The 21,192-nt window shown below is 46.7% G+C and carries 15 protein-coding genes and 1 pseudogene; 8 read left to right on the forward strand and 8 right to left on the reverse strand.

Translation table 11 applies throughout. The features are described from left to right. The first annotated feature begins 288 nt into the window (after positions 1-288). Positions 289-1,401 (forward strand): membrane-bound lytic murein transglycosylase MltC, encoded by a 1,113-nt coding sequence (mltC, locus tag QTO06_RS09005; RefSeq protein ID WP_331407510.1) that lies wholly within the window; start codon positions 289-291, stop codon positions 1,399-1,401. Positions 1,402-1,722: 321 nt separating this feature from the next. Here the strand turns inward: mltC and QTO06_RS09010 are convergent, their stop codons facing one another. Continuing rightward, a complete protein-coding gene (locus QTO06_RS09010; RefSeq protein ID WP_331407511.1) occupies positions 1,723-2,907 on the reverse strand; it encodes an NnrS family protein in 1,185 nt (394 codons plus the stop codon). A 200-nt stretch (positions 2,908-3,107) separates the two neighbouring features. Between QTO06_RS09010 and QTO06_RS09015 the strand changes: the two are divergent. Further along, positions 3,108-3,659, forward strand: a pseudogene (locus QTO06_RS09015) (gamma-glutamylcyclotransferase family protein). A gap of 62 nt (positions 3,660-3,721) precedes the next feature. Here QTO06_RS09015 and QTO06_RS09020 read toward each other — a convergent pair. Further along, positions 3,722-4,054, reverse strand: coding sequence for a tRNA-binding protein (locus tag QTO06_RS09020; protein ID WP_005436572.1), 333 nt, complete (start codon positions 4,052-4,054; stop codon positions 3,722-3,724). 177 nt (positions 4,055-4,231) lie between these two features. Here QTO06_RS09020 and QTO06_RS09025 point away from each other — a divergent pair, with 177 nt between their 5' ends. Beyond that, complete coding sequence (locus QTO06_RS09025) at positions 4,232-5,230, forward strand: substrate-binding domain-containing protein (protein ID WP_331407513.1); 999 nt, start codon at positions 4,232-4,234, stop codon at positions 5,228-5,230. 75 nt (positions 5,231-5,305) lie between these two features. Here QTO06_RS09025 and QTO06_RS09030 read toward each other — a convergent pair whose 3' ends face one another. Both QTO06_RS09030 and QTO06_RS09035 read right to left on the reverse strand, forming a co-directional pair. Beyond that, positions 5,306-6,694: an MFS transporter gene (locus QTO06_RS09030; protein WP_331407514.1), complete on the reverse strand. Its 1,389-nt coding sequence runs from the start codon at positions 6,692-6,694 to the stop codon at positions 5,306-5,308. A gap of 70 nt (positions 6,695-6,764) precedes the next feature. Beyond that, positions 6,765-7,835, reverse strand: a complete 1,071-nt coding sequence (locus QTO06_RS09035; protein ID WP_331407516.1) for a cellulase family glycosylhydrolase — start codon at positions 7,833-7,835, stop codon at positions 6,765-6,767. Positions 7,836-8,048: 213 nt separating this feature from the next. On the opposite strand from QTO06_RS09035, the gene QTO06_RS09040 reads away from it, so the two are divergent. Next, positions 8,049-9,074 (forward strand): LacI family DNA-binding transcriptional regulator, encoded by a 1,026-nt coding sequence (locus QTO06_RS09040; protein ID WP_050912873.1) that lies wholly within the window; start codon positions 8,049-8,051, stop codon positions 9,072-9,074. A gap of 17 nt (positions 9,075-9,091) precedes the next feature. On the opposite strand, the gene galM is transcribed toward QTO06_RS09040, so the two are convergent. From galM to galE, 4 genes are all read right to left on the reverse strand, one after another. Beyond that, positions 9,092-10,156, reverse strand: a complete 1,065-nt coding sequence (gene galM, locus QTO06_RS09045; RefSeq protein ID WP_331407517.1) for a galactose-1-epimerase — start codon at positions 10,154-10,156, stop codon at positions 9,092-9,094. Positions 10,157-10,165: 9 nt separating this feature from the next. Next, positions 10,166-11,326, reverse strand: coding sequence for a galactokinase (galK, locus tag QTO06_RS09050; protein WP_331407518.1), 1,161 nt, complete (start codon positions 11,324-11,326; stop codon positions 10,166-10,168). A gap of 110 nt (positions 11,327-11,436) precedes the next feature. Beyond that, entirely contained in the window at positions 11,437-12,489 is a 1,053-nt protein-coding gene (locus QTO06_RS09055) for a UDP-glucose--hexose-1-phosphate uridylyltransferase (RefSeq protein WP_331407520.1), read from the reverse strand. 93 nt (positions 12,490-12,582) lie between these two features. Beyond that, complete coding sequence (gene galE, locus QTO06_RS09060; protein WP_331407522.1) at positions 12,583-13,602, reverse strand: UDP-glucose 4-epimerase GalE; 1,020 nt, start codon at positions 13,600-13,602, stop codon at positions 12,583-12,585. Positions 13,603-14,056: 454 nt separating this feature from the next. On the opposite strand from galE, the gene mrdA reads away from it, so the two are divergent. The 4 genes from mrdA (at position 14,057) to QTO06_RS09080 (ending at position 21,076) form a co-directional block, all read left to right on the forward strand. Continuing rightward, positions 14,057-15,955 carry a penicillin-binding protein 2 gene (gene mrdA, locus QTO06_RS09065; RefSeq protein ID WP_331407523.1) on the forward strand — a complete coding sequence of 633 codons (1,899 nt, stop codon included), beginning with the start codon at positions 14,057-14,059 and terminating at the stop codon, positions 15,953-15,955. Between the two features lie 241 nt (positions 15,956-16,196). Continuing rightward, the gene (gene ebgR / locus QTO06_RS09070) at positions 16,197-17,183 is read left to right on the forward strand and encodes a transcriptional regulator EbgR (protein WP_005427451.1); all 987 of its coding nucleotides are present in this window, start codon (positions 16,197-16,199) and stop codon (positions 17,181-17,183) included. 341 nt (positions 17,184-17,524) lie between these two features. After that, positions 17,525-20,623 carry a beta-galactosidase subunit alpha gene (gene ebgA, locus QTO06_RS09075; RefSeq protein WP_331407525.1) on the forward strand — a complete coding sequence of 1,033 codons (3,099 nt, stop codon included), beginning with the start codon at positions 17,525-17,527 and terminating at the stop codon, positions 20,621-20,623. Between the two features lie 3 nt (positions 20,624-20,626). After that, positions 20,627-21,076, forward strand: a complete 450-nt coding sequence (locus tag QTO06_RS09080; protein WP_331407527.1) for a beta-galactosidase subunit beta — start codon at positions 20,627-20,629, stop codon at positions 21,074-21,076. Positions 21,077-21,192: the final 116 nt, after the last annotated feature.

Here is a 21,192-nt window from a genome sequence, read left to right on the forward strand (position 1 = left end):
GTTGGAAAGATACCAAGAGGACGGGCAGAGCTTCAATAAAGGCACTTTGGGAAGGATGGTTTAAACTGCAAACCATCCTTGAAGGCTACGAGCTCGCAATGTCTCTTGATCACTAGACTTGTGATCAAGAGACAGGCACCCCGCAGGCTTTTTCTTTTTCCGGTGAACACTCAGCATCAAACACTTCTATCGAAAGCACAAAAAGTTTTAATTTCAGGCGATTAGCACTCTTACTTATTATTTTCTTCAGTCGGCAATTGCCCTCACCTCTAATTAAATCGGTATCCGATGAAGAAATCGCTAATCCTGAGCTTACTCCTTCTCGGTGGTTGTTCTGTCGCTCCCGAAGAAACACCACCATGCGCATGTGATGACTACGTTCCTCCCTACGTAAAACCGCCAAGCGCATCGAACGAAGATAACATCAAACAGTTACTGGCTTACATTGCTCAAAAAGCCAAAGAACGCTGGGGTGAAGATGAGTTCGTTGAAGCAGGCAAACACCGTTACGTGAAGTACCTTGATGGTTACAACACCCGAGCACACATCGATTTCGAAACGGGTAAGATTTATGTTTCGACGATTTCCCAATATCAGCCAACAGAGAAGCTACAAAAAGCCATCGTACAGACGCTACTCATGCCTGCCGATCCAGCTCATGCAGAGTTGTTTAGCGATAAAGAAGCGGTATTGCGTGGTAAGCCGTTCTTATTGGGGCAAGTTCTCGATCACGATGGAAAGCCGATTGAATGGGAGTGGCGTGCTAATCGCTACGCGGACTACCTGCTCGACAATAAACTGCAGAAGAAAGCCATCAAACGCGGCAGTGCTTATTATGTCGAAATCAACATGGTGAAAGATCACCTAGAGCAGCGAGAATACCAGTATGCAGGCTTGGTACGTGATGCAGCTAAACGATATGGCTTGTCTGAAGATCTAATCTTCGCTGTGATCAAAACCGAAAGCAGCTTTAACCCTTATGCGGTCTCTCATGCTGGGGCTTACGGCTTAATGCAGGTGATCCCAAAAACCGCCGGTGCTGATGTGTTTAATTTGGTGAAAAACAAACCGGGTATTCCAACCAAAGAATACTTGTTCGATCCTGCCAATAACATTGATACAGGCGCGGCGTATTTCTATATCTTGAAGAATCGCTATCTAAGAGATGTAAAACATCCTACTTCGAAACACTTTAGTATGATTTCAGCCTATAACGGCGGCACAGGCGGCGTGCTTTCTACCTTCGATAGTGACCGAAAACGCGCGATGAATGAGCTTAACAGCCTTAACCCGACTCAGGTTTATGATGCGTTGACCACTCAACACCCAAAAGGGGAAGCAAGACGCTATCTACAGAAAGTGCTGTATTTCCAAAAAGACTTCAGTGAAGGGAATATCTAATTTTATCTAGCCACAAAACGAAAAACGCCGCTTAGTTCCACGGAGGTATAGAACTAAGCGGCCATGTAATTACACGAAAAGACACCTATGGGTCTAAAACGTTAATTGGCTAGTTAATCACTCATGTGCATACGAGCAATAACACCTACAGAGTAGCGGAGTCCGCCTCTTCTAGCACGCTCAAATCACACTATAGAATTCAACGTTTTTCACATTCTTAACAATCACCTTACTAATTGTGGGTCATTTGCGGAAGAAAGCTCAAATAAAAAGGGCTCATACCGTTGGTTGAGCCCTTCTTTTATCAATTCTGAACTGTGACTATCCGGGATGGCCATCCACTCTTGGTTTCATCAGCATAATTCCGAATCGCCATACAAACATACCGAAAGCCAGAATCCACAAGGCTGCACTTACATCAATCCAAAGTAGCATGTGTGAAGGGTCAAAAATCACGCCTAAGCTTCTTGCTAACGCCGCGCCAATCACGGCAGCAAAAGCGATGCTCATGTTTGGGCCTTTGTAAATCATGCGACCTGTGTGCCCCATGGTCACTCGAGCAATCATCGCTAAGATCAATCCACCCAATGCGCCGATAGCAAACAGATGAATTAAGTTGTGGCTCGCAAACGCATTATGCCAACTGCCACGTAGAATTAGGCTCAAAGGCAGACACAAATAAGCCGCGTGTAACGACCACACCAACGGCTCGCTAAGTGTCAGCCAAGGCTTCCAGCGCAGGAATCGAACCAACTGCGCCACACCGGCAAACAACATAAGTGGCTGACCAAGTTCTGCAAACGTCACAGGGAAGAAACTCAATACGAACAACATGACCAAAGGTAGGTTTGCTAGCCAATCCAACCACAGTAGCGGCTGAGCCTTTTCGAAGTTAAAGCGACGGGCTGTGAAAAATGGAATCACTCGTCCGCCCATGACAGAAAGCAGCAGAGTGAACCACCAAAGCATCGCTTGCCATACCGCTGACGAGGTAAATGGCGGCATGCCTTTCACTGTTGCGTAACTAGCAAAGTTAGCAAAGATGGCGAGCAAGAATAACGGCACAAAGAATAGATTACGCCAGCCTTTCGCGCGGTAAACACGAATGCCCACTTCGTACGCCACAAATAGCAAAAACAGCGCTTCAATGCTGCTGGTTAACCAAAGTGGTGCTGGTGTCCAAAGCAGTATTCTCGGTGCAAGCCACAGTGTAAATATCGCTAACAAGGTATAGTGTTTCGTGCCGTTAATGCCCGTCCAGTTTTGCACTGCAGTCAGCACAAAGCCCACCACTATTGCCATTGAAAAACCAAATAACATTTCATGAACGTGCCACCACAACGCCGGAATACTCAACGCACTTGGCTGTCCGGTTTGAAACATCCATACCCATACCGCAATTGCGACAACAGCATAAATAGAGCCAAACAGGAAAAACGGTCTAAACCCTAATCGCAGCCATGCAGGGATTTTCTCTTCCACTTTTTTATCGGTGATATTCAGCATTGTGATGCCCTTAAGTACCCATTTGATACCGTTCAAAAATTCTACGCGTTCGATATTAACACAAACATGCATGAAAAATACATGTTATAAAATCAAACTATCCTTTCGAGGTAAAACCTGTGCTTCACGCATTGCTTGGTTGGTAGTGTTTAGGTATAACGGATAACAGTGATTTCGTCGAAGTAAGGGAAGCAATCGAGATGTATATATTTGGCTACGGCAGTTTAATCAATGCCGCCTCGCGCAAGTTAACGGGTCAAACGGGAGAAGCCATTCCAGTCATCGCTCATGGTCTGGTGCGCTATTGGGGCAAAGTTGACGACAGCTATATCTTGTCACCCTTGGTTGTGAATGAAGGCGAAGGTCAAGTCAATGGCGTGCTGCTTGAAGTCGACGATCAAGCGCTAGCGGATTTTGACCGACGCGAGCGTGGCTACCATCGTATTCAAATCCGTCCTGATTAGATAGAAACAGAGGCCACTTTTAACTCTGAGCACAGCATTTGGGTTTATGTGAAAAACGATCCGTTACCACCCTGCTCGCTCAGTCCCATCATGCAAAGCTATGTTGATACGGTCCTCGCAGGATGCTTGGAAGTCTCCCATGCCTTTGCTGAGCATTTCGTTCGCCATACCGTTGGTTGGCATCATGCCAAAGAAAACGATCGCCACCAGCCCAAATACGGCAACTTAGCGGGCGTACAAGATCATCATTATGAGTTGATTGATAACCTAATTGCTCAACACTCTTAAGAACAGAATAAAAAACAGCACTCTATCAGCGCTGTTTTTTATTTGAGTAAGCTTTAAGGGTACTAAACGATTCTCACACCAGCAGGCATCGCGCGTTCAGGCGTCAGCAGAACACTTTCTGATTCATCATCGGTTTCGGCACAAAGCAACATGCACTCAGAGGTTTCACCACGCATCTTAGCTTTCGCGAGATTACACAGCACCACCACTTGTTTCCCCATCAACTCTTCTTCTGTGTAGTAAGGCACCAAGCTGGTGACGGTTTGCAGTGTTTTCTCACCGATGTCGATCTGCACGATGTACAGCTTATCTGCGTTCTCGTGGCGAGCTACTTCGATGATTTTTCCGGTGCGAATTTCTAGCTTTGCAAAGTCTGAGTAAGCGATCGTTTCCATGAATTCAAACTCCAGTAAAATTTTACTAAAAAGATAACGTTTACACTACCAACAAACTTAATAATTTCAAGTGGTAAAGGTCGCATTTTTTAAAGCAAACATCGGTTAAAATTGCACTTATTACACAATGGGTGTTTAATACTCCAATTAACATTTTTAGCCCTCGAAAGGTCCCTCATGGCAACAATCAAGGATGTCGCGAAAGAAGCCGGCGTATCGGTCGCGACCGTCTCTCGCGTGATCAATAAATCACCGAAAGCAAGCCAATCTTCTATCGACGCAGTGACGCAAGCAATGAGCAAACTGGGCTACCGTCCAAACGCAGCAGCGCGTGCACTCGTCAGCCAAAGTACCAACACCATGGGCGTGCTTGTCGGTGATGTCTCAGACCCGTTCTTCGGCACACTGGTGAAATCGGTAGATAACGTGGCACGTGAAAACGGCAAACACATTCTGATTGGTAATGGCTACCACAACCCAGAAGACGAACGCCAAGCGCTAGAACTTCTGATCAACAACCGTTGTGAAGCCATTGTGATTCACTCTAAAGGTCTATCAGATGAAGAACTGATCGGCTACGCCAAAGAAGTCAAAGGCATGGTGTTGATCAACCGTCATATCCCAGAATTGGCAGAGCGTTGTATCTCTCTTGATAACCGCAAGGGCGCGTACTTAGCGACGGAATATCTGATTCGTCATGGTCACACCAAGATCGCTTGTATCGCCTCATCCCATGACATCGAAGATACCGACGAGCGTTTACAAGGTTACCAAGCGGCACTGAAAGACCACGATATCGAGCTATCAAAAAACTATGTCGAATATGGTGAACCAAACAGTGACGGCGGCGAAACAGCCATGACCAATCTGCTGACCAAGTCACTCGCAATCACTGGTGTGGTGGCGTACAACGACTACATGGCAGCAGGCGCGCTGGCAGCGTTAGATCAAAACGGCATCGACGTACCAGAAAAAGTGTCCATGGTTGGCTTCGACGATGGCTTAATTGCTCGCTTCGTCAATCCAAGTTTGACCACGATTCGTTACCCAATCGAAATGATGGCAGAGCGTGCCGCGCGTTTGGCGCTAGCGTTATCACGTGATGAGCAAGTGGAAGATGACACCATCATCTTTAGCCCAACTTTAGTTCGCCGTAACTCGGTGGATCGTCTTTAGTTCTAGTCTCTAAAAGACATACACAAGAAAGCCCGCTCAATCCGATTAAGCGGGCTTTTTCATTTCAAAGGTTTATTAGCTTAATGCTTCACTTGTCTTAGTCTGAGTCACTTCAATCCCATCAGCAAACTCACCACGTTGCAGTTTCTCACGCAGGATTGCATGCTGGTCTTCTGTGAAGGTATAACGAGACATAATAAAAATACGAACCAAAGCCCCTAGAGCAGGCAGTAAAGCTATACAGAAAAACATGCCATTTAGCGCTGTTTCAGTCTGCTCCGCATTCGGTACATAGCCAATCATCGTTAGGATGATGCCTGTTAAACCACCAGCGACTGCTACGGAGAGTTTGCCTGTGAAAGTCTGCCCAGAAAACGTAATCGCTGCCGTACGCTTTCCACTGTGGTAGTAAGAATACTCTACCGTATCTGCAATCATTGCCGAGATCAGCGGGTTCGTCATCATGAATATCCCCGTAATAACAGCTAACCAAATCATAACGGCCATTGGGTTATCGTAACCGGTAAGATAGAAGCCAACACGAGCGATGATCTCAAGCACACATAAAGCAATGAATATATCGCGCTTTTTGAATCGCTTCGTTAGTACTGGCGTGGCTAAACAAGCGATCGCACTCACCAAGGTAATCGTACCAATCAAAGAGACCAAGCCTGCATCACCCATGTTGTAGGTAAAGAAGAAAATGTACAGGCCATTTACTAGGTTAAAGAACACATTCATAAAGAAAGCGGCAAGAATAAAGAATAATGGCTTGTTCTTACGTACCGCTTGGAAAGTCTGTTTAAGCGTGACTTTCTCACAGCTCGCAGTAGATATACGTTCTTTAGTGTTGAAGAAGCCGTTCAACATGAACAACAGACCCGCAATCATCAACACTACCACTGCAGGCAGGTAACCCTGATCTGCACGTCCGTCGGCAAAATAAGCGCTTAGTTTAGGGAAAATAACTAACGTCGCACCAATACCCGCATTTACACCAAGCATTGCGCAAGTTGCTGCTTTAGCACGCTCTTGCGGCTCGTCTGTCATAACAGAAGACATTGACCAGAAAGGCACATCTGAAATGGTGTAAAGCGTTCCCCAAAGAATGTAAGTGATACCGGCGTACATCACCTTTGTAGAGGTATCAGCATCAATGTTGTAGAAAGAAGCGATCGTCACCAAGACGATAAGAAATGGTGTAAACAACATGTACGGGCGGAACTTACCAAATCGAGATTCAAGCGTGTCCATATAGCCCGCGATCAAAGGATCGTTCACCGCATCCCAAACTCGGGCAATTAAGAATATCGTACTCGCCGCTATCGGTGATATGCCTAAGATATCAGTATAAAAGTAAAGAATAAAAGAGCCGACTAGACCAAAGCTAAAGCACTGGCCTACTCCGTAGCCGAAGTAAGACATCAGCTCCTTATTGGTTAATCTGTTTTGTAGAGTAGTCATAGTTCACGTCTCAATTGAGTTAATTATAGATTGGCTGCCGACCTAAATCTCAAGGTCGGCTCACAGGCAATTAATCCACTTCTGCGAGTGTTTTGATTAACTGCACTTCACTTGGGTCATATGGCTGTCCTTGCTCATCAAGCAGATCGTGGAACCATCGACTTGCGTAGTCGGTATCGTTACGTTTAATTTCTGGCCAAGGTAAATGAGTTTGAGTTTTGCCTTTCACTAACCCCCACTGGTAACAACCAATGGTTTTCTGTTTGAAAATAGGTAGTTGTTCATGCAGATGAGATTCAGCATGGCGTGCTAACCATTCAGTGCACATCATTGGGCGGTTATAAGCTTCCACAATTTCGACAGCTTTATGGAAGAGGTCGATGGGAAGATAAGCGTGGAACGTGATGATATCTGACAGCTCTAAAGCTTTGCGATCAGTAGGGTGTTCGAAGATCGGTAGGCTTCGATCTAGAATGCTAGGAGCGTGCCATGCTCCCACTGTTAGAGGCTGCGATGGGTTTTCATCTCGCGCCCATTCAAACGCCTTTACCATCAGTTCATGACTGAATACTTCCATTTCTTCGTCATATGCAAACTCACCTTCATTGGTGAAAATCATGCGGTTGGTCGGTTCGTTATACAGGTCCCAAATAACAATACGAGGGTCATTCTTGTAAGTTGAAATAATGTCTCGAATATAGGTTTCAACCTCTCCCCATAGTGTTTTATCCATCACGATATTACGGCCTGGGCTTGCGGCTGCTTGGCTATTGTGCAAATCCGGAACGGGTGCTTTTTGCTCACCAAGATAAGGATGATCGCCAGAAAAACCGCAATCATCCATCGGTGTCATCATCACTTTAATTTGGTTACGTTCACAAATATCTAGAAAGCGCTCAATACGCTCATGCAAACCTTGGCGATCCGCCTGCCAAACAATGAAAGGTAAGTTAGTACGTAATGTGTTGTAGCCAACTTCTCTCGCCCACGCTAGCTCCTGCTCCATAACTTCAGGAGAGAACGATTCGGCTTGCCACATCTCATTCCAGTTAACCGCGGTTCTTGGCAAATAGTTAAAGCCACGCAGCCATCCATGTTCTTTTTGCCACTGCCATGCTTTCTCTTCTGACCATCTTGTCATCTTACTAACCTCAAAACTAAATTATTAACTAATAATATTAGCTAATATATTAATAAATAATTTAGTCGCCAGATGATCACAAAATAAACGTGGTGCTCATCACAGCTTTAGTGGCTCTATGACATGACTTTGTGATCAATATCTTTTGGGGATGATCTGGTCTTAATCTTTAGCTAATATCTTTAGCTAAGAAAATTATCCGTAAATCGAAGAATGGCTAAAAAAGTAACTATGAGTGATATTGCTGCGGAAGCAGGGGTATCCCAGTCAACCGTGTCTTTGGTGTTGAATGGCTCTACATCGGTAAAAATTGCCGATGCCACCAAACAAAAGGTCCTTGAAACCGCAGAGTCGCTTGGCTACAAGAATAAGAAAGTGGCTCATGCGCTTGGTCGCCCCAAAAAAATCGCCTTGGTGATCAATGGGCTAACTAGCTACGATCCTTTTATTGATGCAATTAACGCCGCACGTGAAGAAGCGTGGGCGAACGACTTTATTCTAGTGACGTTCAATTACAGTCACGATGAAGTATTGGCAAGTAAGATTGAAGCAGAAATAAATAGCGGTGATTATGCTGGCTTGGTTTATGCGTCGAGCATGACTCGTGAACTTGAACAACAACGCGTCAATACGGTACTACCAACCATACTTTTAAACTGCACAAACGAAAGTGCTCATGAAACACCAAGCGTTTTACCTGCAGATATGATAGGCGCTTACAAAGCAGTCTCTCACCTTACTCAACAAGGTTATCGTCGTATTGCAATGCTCACTGGTGAAAACTGGATGCTTGCAAGTCAGCAGCGCAGAGAAGGGTACCGTCAGGCATTGATTGACGCCGATATTATTCCGAATAACGCGTACGTTGCTGAAGCGAATTGGTCTCTAAAAGAAGCGCACCAACAGACGCTAGCGCTGTTCAACTTGGAGCAACCGCCTGAAGCGATATTCTGTGGAAGTGATTACATGGCAATGGGGTGTTACCAAGCATTGGCGGAGTTAGGCCTTAAGATCCCTCAGGATGTTGCGGTAGTTGGGTACGACAATCAACAGATTGCCTCTGAGAGCTTTCCAGCACTATCCTCTGTTGAACTGCCTTACTCAGATATGGGTAAGCTCGCCGTAGAATCCTTGATGGCTCTGATAGAAGAGCAACCTTTACTCTCCAGCAAACGAAAAGTAGAAGGTGAATTGATTATTCGAACCTCTTCGACAAAAACAAAAAAGGTGGGCATTTAGCCCACCAAAAAAGCTATCTAAAATTCAAAGCCATAGATGGTTTGATGCTGATAGCAGTCCCCAGAGTTCAACACCCCACTGTTGACACCCCATTCAGGTTTATTCGGCCCATCAGGAAAGTACTGTGTTTCCAGTGCTAGTCCATCATAGAGCTCATAACTTTTGCTCTTACCTGGTGTTCCTACTAGGAAATTACCAGAGTAAAACTGCACGGCTGGCTTTGTCGTTTTGACCGTCATCGTGACTTCTTGTTGAGGTGAAATCAGAACCGCGGCGACAGACACGCCATTGGTCACTTCAGGCTTGAACACAAAGGCGTGATCGTAGCCGCCAGCGGTTTTCTGATCGGGTTCACTCAGGAAATCTCTCCCTACTAATTTAACGGATGAGAAATCAAAACTGGTTCCTTCTACGGGCTTTAGGTCTCCTGTAGGAATTAGACCTTGATCAGTCGGTAAGTAGTGAGCGGCATTTAGCTGTAATTTATGATCTAAGCTTTTAGCGTCAGAACCTTCTCCCGCCAAGTTAAAGTAAGCATGATTCGTTAAATTTACCGGGCATGCTTTATCTGTGCTTGCTTCATAAGCAATCGACACTTCGTTATCGTCCGTTAAAACGTAAGTTACCTTAACGTCTAGATTACCCGGGTAACCTTGGTCACCATCTTCAGAATGAAGTTCAAATACAACTTGCTGAGAATCCTGCTCGACAATAGTCCAACGCCTTTTGTCAAACCCCTCTAAACCACCATGCAGTGAGTTTTCACCATTATTGATGCCAAGTTGGTAGCGCTGTCCCTCAAGCTCAAACTCCCCCTTGCCAATACGATTAGCAAAGCGACCAACTATCGAGCCAAAGTAAGCCCCCTGCTTCATATGCTCATCCATATTTGGCGAGCGCAGTAACACTTCGCGATACTCTCCATGGATAGGCAAAGTGCAACTTAACCACGTCGCACCGACATCCATAAAAGACGCGGTCATTCCGTTACTGTTGGTTAAGTGAATCAGCTTCGCTGGGAGACCATCAAACGATGGTGTATTGGCCATCGCTTGCTGTAAATTTTCAAAATACTCTCTCATTCCAGCCTCTTAAAGTACTTCGACTAAACCAGCGCCGTTTTTCGCTTGGCACACGTAGATGGATTCTTTTAGACCCGTTGCTGCTTGGTACTTCGCTTCTACCGTTGCTTTCACTTCGTCAACCAACGCTGGCGGTACAATCGCAACGATACAACCACCAAAGCCGCCGCCTGTCATGCGCACGCCGCCTTGCTCGCCAATCACTTCTTTCACCATCTCAACTAACGTATCGATTTCTTTGACTGTGATTTCGAAATCATCACGCATAGAAGCATGAGACTCAGCCATCAGTTCACCCATGCGCTTCATGTCGTGTGCGCGAAGTGCTTGTGCTGCTTCTACCGTGCGGTCGTTTTCTGTGATGACGTGACGAGCACGTTTTGCGACCATTTCATCTAGCTCAGAGACTTTCTCGTTAAATTGTTCAATGGTCACATCACGCAGTGCTCTCACACCGAAGATGCGCGCAGCTTCTTCACACTGCTCACGACGTGTATTGTATTCACTGTCTACCAAGCCACGTTTTTTGTTTGAGTTGATGATCACCACGGCCATGTCTTCAGGCATTGATACCGCTTCAGTTTCTAAGCTGCGACAATCCAATAGCATCGCGTGGTTTTCACGACCTTCTGCCGAAATCATTTGGTCCATAATGCCGCAGTTACAACCAACGAATTCGTTCTCTGCTTGCTGGCCGTTTAGCGCAATTTCCGCTTGGCTGATTTCAAGATTGAACAGCACTTTGAATGTTTGACCAATCACGACTTCCAACGCTGCAGACGAGCTTAAACCCGCACCTTGAGGCACGTTACCGCTAACAGAAATATCCGCACCAGAGAATTGGTATCCACGAGCAAGAAGACACTTCACCACACCGCGAATGTAGTTCGCCCACATTTTGTCTTGTTGGAATGTGATTTCTTGCGTGATATCGAACTCATCAACGGCGTTGCCGTAATCCACAGAAACTACGCGTACTAGGTTGTCTTCACGCTTAGCTGCCGCCACAACGGTTTGGTAGTTGATCGCACATGGCAGTACGAAACCGTCGTTGTAGTCAGTGTGCTCACCAATCAGGTTTACACGACCAGGGGCTTGAATAATGTGGCTTGGGGCGTAACCCAGCACTTGTTCAAAAGAGGTTTTCACATTTTGGATTAGATCAGACATAGAGACGTTCTCTTAAATTATAAATTTGGTATTGGGATAGCGCGTGAGCCTAACTTTCTATCTGTAAAGTCGCGCTATCCCGTTATTCGTTATCAGTCTACTTTGAGGCGTTATTGCTCTTTGTAGTGCACATCGCTTAGGTCACGCAGACGCTGCGCCGCTTGTTCTGCGGTTAGGTCGCGTTGGCTTTCTGCCAGCATTTCGTAGCCAACCATGAACTTACGAACCGTTGCACTACGTAGCAGTGGCGGGTAGAACAACGCATGCAGTTGCCAATGGTCGATATCGGTACCTTCTTCAAAGAACGGCGCGTAATGCCAGCCCATTGAGTAAGGGAAAGAGCATTGAAATAGGTTGTCGTAACGGCTGGTTAGCTTTTTGATTGCAACCGCAAGGTCATCACGTTGCTCATCGGTTAGCTCACTCATTCGACGAATGTGCGTTTTAGGCAGTAGCATGGTTTCGAATGGCCACGCCGCCCAGTAAGGCACAACAGCAACCCAATGTTCAGTCTCAACCACGGTGCGTGAACCGTCTTTAAGTTCAGCTTGCACGTAATCCACTAGCAAGTTGCTGCCATGCTCTTGGTAGTAAGCTTTTAAGTTGTGTTCTTTGCGCTCAATTTCGTTTGGCAAGAAGCTGTTTGCCCAGATTTGACCGTGCGGGTGAGGCTGAGAACAACCCATGGTCTCACCTTTGTTCTCGAATGCTTGAACCCAAACGTAGTCTTTACCCAGCTCTTCGATTTGATCATTCCACGTGTCAATCACGCCACGGATTTTGTCGACCGGTAGCTCAGGCAAAGTTTTGCTGTGATCAGGCGAGAAACAGATCACTCGGCTCAACCCGCGTACACCTTGCGTTTTGAACAGAGGGTTGTCTGACTCAGGCGCATCTGGAGAGTCCACCATCAGTGCTGCGAAGTCATTTTGGAACACGTACGTGCCTTGGTAATCTGGGTTTACATCACCAGAAATACGCTCGTTAGATGGGCAAAGGAAACACTTCTCGTCGTAGCTTGGTAGCTCATCAGTTGCAGGCTTCTCATCAGCGCCACTCCAAGGGCGTTTTGCACGATGCGGTGACACCAAAATCCACTGACCCGTTAGTGGGTTGTAACGACGGTGTGGGTGATCCACTGGGTTAAATTCAACATTCGACATCTTACTTACTCAACTTTTAGAATTTCTTTCATCTGCATTCCCCAATGAAATTGGAGTTGCAGCTAGGCGGTCAATCAACAACTGCAGCATCAATTACGCAGGGGAATAGCCTTGTGGGTTATTTGACTGCCATTTCCACGTATCTGCCGTCATTTCCGCAACACTGCGCGTCGCTTTCCAACCGAGCTCTCGCTCCGCTTTATCTGTACTTGCCCAGCATTCTGCAATGTCACCTGGACGACGAGGACAAAGTTCGTAAGGCACTGGGTTACCGCTAGCCGCTGCGAACGCTTCTACCATCTCAAGCACGCTAGAGCCTTTGCCCGTACCTAGGTTGTAAATGTGCAAACCAGCTTTTTCACCTACCGATTTCAGCGCGGCGATATGGCCGTCTGCTAAATCCATCACGTGGATGTAATCACGCACGCCTGTGCCATCCGGCGTCGGGTAGTCGTTGCCAAATACCGACAGTTTTTCGCGGCGGCCTACTGCCACTTGCGCGATAAACGGCATCAAGTTGTTCGGGATGCCCTGAGGGTCTTCCCCCATGGTGCCCGATGGATGCGCACCAACTGGGTTGAAGTAGCGCAGCAAAGTCACGCTCCAGTCGTTTTCTGCATTGAACAAATCGCTCAAGCACTCTTCCACCATGTACTTGCTGCGACCGTATGGGTTAGTGGTCGCCCCCGTTGGCGAGTCTTCCGTAATCGGCACAATGTCAGGATCGCCATAAACCGTTGCCGATGAGCTAAATACAATGCTTTTCACGCCCGCTTTACGCATGCTGCGCGCCAACACCAATGAGCCATTCACATTGTTGTCGTAGTATTCCAATGGTTTCGCGACAGATTCGCCCACCGCTTTCAGGCCAGCAAAGTGAATCACAGCTTGAATGTCATGCTTGGCAAATACTGAGTCCAAAAAGGCTTCATCGCGAATGTCGCCTTGGTAGAAAGCTGGTTGCTTCCCGGTTAGCGCTTCAATGCGGCTTAACACTTCCATTTTGGCATTACACAAGTTGTCGATAATGATTGGCTCCATACCTGCTTCAATCATCTGGACACATGTGTGACTGCCGATGTACCCCATACCGCCTGTGACAAGAACTTTCACTTTTGCTTCTCCACTTTTGCTGCTCGATGCTTGGAAATTGGTTGAGCCTGATCACCAAGCAAATTAGCTCATCTCTTAACTGGCTAAAAGTCTACCAATCAAAACCGATCCAGATCCGTGATCAAACTCAAAATAGTGTAAACGTTTCCACAAAATTGCATCACGATTTAAAATCAATAAAAATAAAGAAAGTTGTGTTAAACCAGAAAAATTAGAAAGATTTATAACACTTACATGTATAAACGTTTACACAATGTAAGGAAAACACGGTGATTCACGCAAACCAGAAAGATGATTTTCCGCAATCGATACCTGACATTGCTCTTACAAAACGAGAGATAAAGCCCGCTACAGTAGCCCCGCCCCAAATGTAACCTTTTGTAACAAGACTCGAATCGCGTCTTTTCCTTTTATCGGGGCATGCAAAGAATAAAAACAGATCTGAAGGGCCCTCATGCTACGCAAGCGAAACGAATTTCGAGACCACAACCAAGAAGTGCGGTTGTTTAAGAACCGTGCCATCGTTGCCTTCCTCGGCATGGTTATTTTGCTGGGTGGATTGGTCGCGAACCTGTACAACTTGCAGGTTTACCACTTTAAAGATTATCAGACTCGCTCTAACGACAACCGAATCAAAATCCTGCCTATCGCGCCAACACGCGGCTTGATCTACGACCGAAATGGCGTACTGCTGGCGGAGAACCGCCCGGTTTACAACCTTGACATGATCCCAGAGCAAGCAGGCGATCCGGATGCGCTAATTGAAAAGTTGCGTCATTACGTCGACATCACTCCAGAGCAAGTCGACGCTTTTAAAAAACGTTATAAGCACACTCGCCGCTTTCGTTCTGTCACCATCATGAATGAGCTGAATGACGAACAAGTCGCGCGCTTTTCTGTTCATCAGCATGAATTCAATGGCGTGTTTGTCACTGCCGACCTCAAGCGTTTTTATCCTTACGGTGAAAAACTGACGCACGTACTAGGTTACGTTTCGCACATCAATGATCGAGATTTACGTCGCCTTGATGAAGAAGGCAAAGCGCAGAACTATCAAGCAACGCAAAACATCGGCAAGTTGGGCGTTGAGCGCTACTACGAAGACCTTCTCCATGGCACCAAGGGCTACGAAGAAGTCGAAGTAAACAGCCGCGGCCGTGTCATTCGCACCATCAAATACGTACCGCCGATTCCGGGTAAAGACATCGTGCTAAACCTTGATATCGAGTTACAAGAATACGTCTACAAAGAGCTCGACCATCGCCAAGGTAGTGCTGTGGTGCTCGACCCACGAGACAACAGCGTACTCGCGATGGCATCTAGCCCAAGTTATGACCCCAACCCATTTGTGAACGGCATTTCCAGCAAAGCGTACCGATCACTATTGAACGATCCTGCTCACCCCTTGGTAAACCGCACGACGCTTGGTGTTTACCCTCCGGCATCCACCGTGAAACCATTTATGGCAGTGGCGGGGCTTGAGGAACATGTGATTACGCCAACGACGGTGCGTAACGATCACGGTTCTTGGCGTATTCCTGGCTCGAAACCCAATTCAAAAGCATGGCGAGATTGGAAACGTTGGGGGCACGGTAATGTTGATGTCACGAAAGCGATTGAAGAATCCGTGGACTCCTTCTTCTACCAAACCGCCTTTGACCTTGGCATCGACCGCATCTCGAAATGGATGAACAAGTTCGGCTTTGGCTTGCCAACCGGCATCGATATTTATGAGGAGAGCAGTGCGAACATGCCGACCCGTGAGTGGAAAGTCGCACGCCACCGCACGCCTTGGTATCAGGGTGATACTGTGCCTATCGGTATTGGCCAAGGCTATTGGACAGCGACGCCAATGCAGATCGCCAAAGCGACCTCGTTCCTTATCAACCATGGTGAAATGAAAGCACCTCACCTACTTAAAGCTGTGATTGAACATGGTGAAGAGTTTGAAAACCAAGTCGACGTTGCACCGAAAGATCTGCCGCCAATTGAAGGTGTGCCTGATAAATACTGGGACATTCCAATCAACGCGATGCGCTTGGTAAACAATGGCGCACATGGTTCTGGTCGCCGTGCATTTAAAGGCGCAGAGTACAGCAGCGGTGGTAAATCGGGGACGGCGCAGGTATTTGGCTTGCGTAAAGACGAAGTCTACAACTCGAAAAAGCTCGCAAACCACCTGCTTGACCATGCGTTGTTCACTGCGTTCGCACCGTACGACCATCCGAAATACGTAGCGACCGTTGTGATTGAGCACGGTAACGGTGGTTCAAAAGTCGGGGCACCATTCATTCGCCATGTGTTTGATCACTTGCTTGTCGATCCAGATAAAACCAAAGGTAAAAAGTCTTAGGTTTAACCTTATCGCCCTACCACTCGTGTTAAGTGGTAATGATAAATAACAAAGCCCGAACGGATTGTCCTAGCCGTTCGGGCTTTTGTTTGCTTAAAAGTTCCGCTTCTCGCGGTGATCTCTTCATTTCACTCCTCGCACAGTTTTACTAAAAATTTGTGCATCCATAAGTAGCTGTTTACAATGATGGGATTATTGCTTATCTCACTGGGACAGTGAGCTTTGCCAACGGGAAGTGAACATGGCAACACTAAAAGATATCGCTACAGAAGCGGGCGTCTCACTTGCAACCGTCTCACGCGTGTTGAATGACGATCCGACTCTGAGCGTAAAAGAAGAAACCAAACACCGCATCTTAGAGATTGCTGAAAAGCTGGAATACCGCACCAGCAGTTCGAAAAAAGCCACCAAAGAGGCGAAACAAAAACACCACTTTTTAGCTTTGTATAACTACAAGCAAGAAGCAGAGGTGAATGACCCCTACTACCTGTCGATTCGTCACGGGATTGAAACCCAGTGCGACAGGTTGGGCATTACATTAACCAACTGCTACGACAGCGTCATTGATGTCGAAACGCAAAAGATCACCGGTATCCTTTTGGTTGGTAAGACCGATAAAGCGATCATCAATAAACTACCTAAGCGCCTCGCAGACAGCATTTGTTATATTGACTTCTCAGACAGCGACAGCGTTTACGACAGTGTTGATATCGATCTTGCTCGCATCAGTAAGCAAGTCGTCGACTTCTTCGTCGAACAAGGTTATCAGCGCATTGGTTTCATTGGCGGACAAGACGAGCCCAACACGGCGGACATTCGTGAAAACGCGTTTGTGGAATACGGCAGCCTAAAAGGTGTTGTATCAGAGAACGACATTTACCGCGGCGATTTTTCTAGCCTATCGGGTTACGACTTAGCCAAAGCGATGTTGGCAAAAGGCGACTTTCCAACAGCACTCTTTATCGCATCAGACTCGATTGCGATTGGGGTTTTACGTGCCATCCATGAGTTCGGTTTAAACATTCCACAAGACATTGCACTGATCAGTGTGAATGATATTCCAACTGCTCGCTTTACCTTCCCACCGCTCTCTACTGTGCGCATTCACTCAGAGATGATGGGCATACAAGGGGTAAACTTATTGGTAGAAAAATACCGCGATGGTCGTGCGCTGCCATTGCAAGTTCACGTACCAAGCAAACTCAAACTGCGCGGCACGACTAAGTAGTTCTCTCACTTCATTCTTGTTTTATAAAGCACTGAATCCTCAGTGCTTTTTTATTTTCCTTATCTAAATTCCCGTCATTTTTTACTCATTTTACCCAACAAATAAGCTTGGGATGCTATTCCTTTACGCTGATCACATCTTGCTTACCAATCACGTATTAAAACGTGATCGAGTTAAAGTTAAACGTTTTCACCAATTTATTTTAGTAAAACTTTTACTAATATCTTTCCCAGATAACTTATAAGCCTTTTCACAATACATCGGCTGCATTTCTTTTGGGCAGATTCGACGCTGACGATACCGCGCCGAAATGACCAAACTAAGCCGAGGGGAGAACAAACGTGAACAACTGGGAAAACTTCCTTCACTTACATGAGAACCGTATGGCACCACGTGCTTACTTCTTCTCATACGATTCAGTTAAAAACGCACAAACGTTCCAACGCGAGCTGAGCAGCCGCTTTAAACTGCTGAGTGGTCAATGGACATTCAACTACTTCACTAACCCGCTTTTGGTACCTGAAGCGTTTTACTCTCAAAAAATGGAAGATTGGGGACACATTACCGTTCCGAACATGTGGCAAATGGAAGGCCACGGTGACCTTCAATACACTGACGAAGGTTTCCCATTCCCTATCGACGTACCGTTTGTCCCAACCGACAACCCAACTGGCGCATACCAACGTACTTTCACGCTTGGCCAGCAATGGGACAACAAACAAACCATCATCAAATTTGATGGCGTTGAAACTTACTTCGAAGTTTACGTAAACGGTCATTACGTTGGCTTTAGCAAAGGCAGCCGCTTAACCGCTGAGTTCGACATTTCTTCTTACGTTCAACAAGGCGAAAACTTATTGTCTGTACGCGTTATGCAATGGGCAGATTCGACTTACATTGAAGACCAAGATATGTGGTGGACGGCGGGTATCTTCCGTGATGTTTACCTTGTCGGAAAAGAGCACGTTCACGTCCAAGACCTGGCTGTTCGAACTGATTTCGCCGACGATTACCAAAGTGCCACCTTAAGCTGCCAAGTTGAGCTAGAAAACCTGTCTACTAAGGCTGTATCTGGTTACACACTGGAATACGCACTACAAGACAAAGGTAAAGTGATTGCTAGTGGCCAATGTGATGCACTGACTATCCAAGACAACAGCCAAACAAACTTTGCCATTGATGTAGTGAACCCAACCCATTGGACCGCGGAAAATCCATACCTATACCAACTGTTCATCACACTGAAAGATGCACAAGGCAATGTGATTGAGGTGATCCCACAGCGCGTTGGCTTCCGCGATATCAAAGTGCGTGATGGTCTTTTCTACATCAACAACCAATACGTGATGCTGCACGGTGTGAACCGCCACGATAACGACCACCTAAAAGGTCGTGCAGTTGGCATGGAGCGCATCGAGAAAGATCTGATTTTGATGAAGCAACACAATATCAACTCAGTTCGCACCGCGCACTACCCTAATGACCCACGCTTCTACGAACTGTGTGACATTTACGGCTTGTTCGTAATGGCAGAAACCGACGTAGAAACCCACGGCTTCGCGAACGTTGGCGATCTAAGCCGCATCACCAACGATGCCGCATGGGAAAGTGTGTTTGTAGACCGCGCAGAACGCCACGTTCACGCCCAAAAGAACCACCCTTCCATCATCATGTGGTCACTAGGTAACGAGTCCGGTTACGGCTGCAATATCCGCGCAATGTACGACGCAACCAAAGCGATTGATGACACCCGTTTGGTGCATTACGAAGAAGACCGCGATGCAGAAGTCGTCGACGTGATTTCTACTATGTACTCACGTGCGCAGCTCATGAATCACTTTGGTGAGCACCCACACGAGAAACCACGCATCATTTGTGAATACGCACACGCGATGGGTAACGGCCCTGGCGGTCTAACGGAATACCAAAATGTGTTCTATGCGCACGACCACATTCAAGGTCACTACGTATGGGAATGGTGTGATCACGGCGTATTAGCACGTGATGAAAACGGCCAAGAGTTTTACAAATACGGCGGTGATTACGGCGATTACCCGAATAACTACAACTTCTGTATGGATGGTTTGATTTACCCAGATCAAACACCTGGACCGGGCTTGAAAGAGTACAAACAAGTCATCGCTCCAGTGAAAATTCAAGCAGTAGAAGGCAAGACAAACACCTTCACAGTAGAGAACAAATTGTGGTTTACCAACCTTGATGATTACACCATCACGGCAGATGTCCGAGCGGAAGGTGAAATGCTGCGCAGCGTGCAGTTTAAGGTCGAAGAACTTGCTGCAAACAGCGCGCGTGAAATCACAATTAATCTGCCAGAACTGGACGAGCGTGAAGCCTTTATCAACTTCACCGTGCGTAAAGACAGCCGCACTTTGTACAGCGAAGCGAACCACGACATCGCGGTGTACCAATTCCAACTGAAAGAGAACACAGCAAGCCAAGCCGAATTTGTTAGCCACAATGCACAAGCGTTAGTCACCTCAGAAAGCCGCTTAGAGCACGTGATTGAAGGCCACAACTTCACTCTGACCTTCTCTAAAGTCAACGGCAAGCTGACCTCTTGGCGCGTCAATGGTGAAGAGCTGATTCAATCTGAGCCTAGACTGAATTTCTTCAAGCCAATGATTGATAACCACAAACAAGAGTACGAAGGTTTGTGGCACCCAGCGCACTTACAAATCATGCAAGAGCACTTCCGCACGCTACAAGTCGAAGCAACGGATGAATCGGTTTCGATCACGACCACCAGCATCATTGCGCCACCGGTGTTCGATTTTGGCATGCGCTGTACCTACCGCTACCAAATCAACGCACAAGGTCATTTGAATGTGGAACTAAGCGGTGAGCGCTATGGCGATTACCCGCACGTAATCCCTGTGATTGGCTTGGATTTGGGCATTAACGGCAGCTTTGACCAAGTGAGTTACTACGGCCGTGGCCCTGAAGAAAACTACCAAGACAGCCGCCAAGCGAACTTGATTGATGTCTACCACAGCACAGTAGCCGACATGTTTGAGAACTACCCGTTCCCACAAAACAACGGCAACCGCCAACACGTTCGTTGGGCGTCACTGACGAATCGCCATGGCACGGGCTTATTAGTGAAACCACAGCAAGAAATCAACTTCAGCGCTTGGTTCTACACCAACCAAAACCTGCACGAAGCGCAACACACCATTGAGCTAGAAAAGAGCGGCTACATCACGCTCAACCTTGACCATCAAGTGATGGGACTGGGCTCAAACTCATGGGGCAGCGAAGTGCTTGATTCATACCGCGTGTACATGGACGAGTTCCGCTATGGCCTAACACTGATGCCGCTTCAAGCAGGCGATTGCAGTGCGCAAGCCATGGCAAACCATGATTTCGACAATGCGTTCTTCACTCAACCTAATACTCAAACAGCAAACGAGGCGTAATCCATGATCGTGTTAGACAACTTAGAACAATTCAAAGTCGTGTACCGCGACGGTCGTAAATGGAACCGCTGCGTGGAAGCGATTGAGAACATCGCCAACATCAAAGACGGCGTGATGTATTCGATTGGTGACTCTCTGGTTTACATGATTGAAGACGGCACAAAACAAACCGAACTGTTTGAAGGGAACCGCCGCTACTTCGACGTGCATTACTACCTAGAAGGTCGCGAAACTGTGGAGTTCGCCGACAAATCCGATTTACGCCTAGAGCAAGCATATCGAGATGAAACTGACCGCGAATTTCTCTCTGGTCAAGGTGAGACTCGTGAGCTTTGCGAAGGCCAAGTTGCAATTTTTAATAACGATAAAGCGTACCGCTTCCACGGTGACAACCGAGTAAGAAAAGTGGTGCTCAAAGTGACCATCGAAGATGGCTATTTCCTAAATAAATAACGGCTTACAGGCAAGGCCAGACAACGCGTCTGGCCTAACAACAAAATAATTAAATAAACCCAAAGTAATTCAGATCACAGATCAGCTGTAGACCTCAACAATCCAACGCGATTACG

The sequence above is a fragment of the Vibrio sp. M260121 genome, from assembly GCF_036533715.1.
Lineage (GTDB): Bacteria > Pseudomonadota > Gammaproteobacteria > Enterobacterales > Vibrionaceae > Vibrio.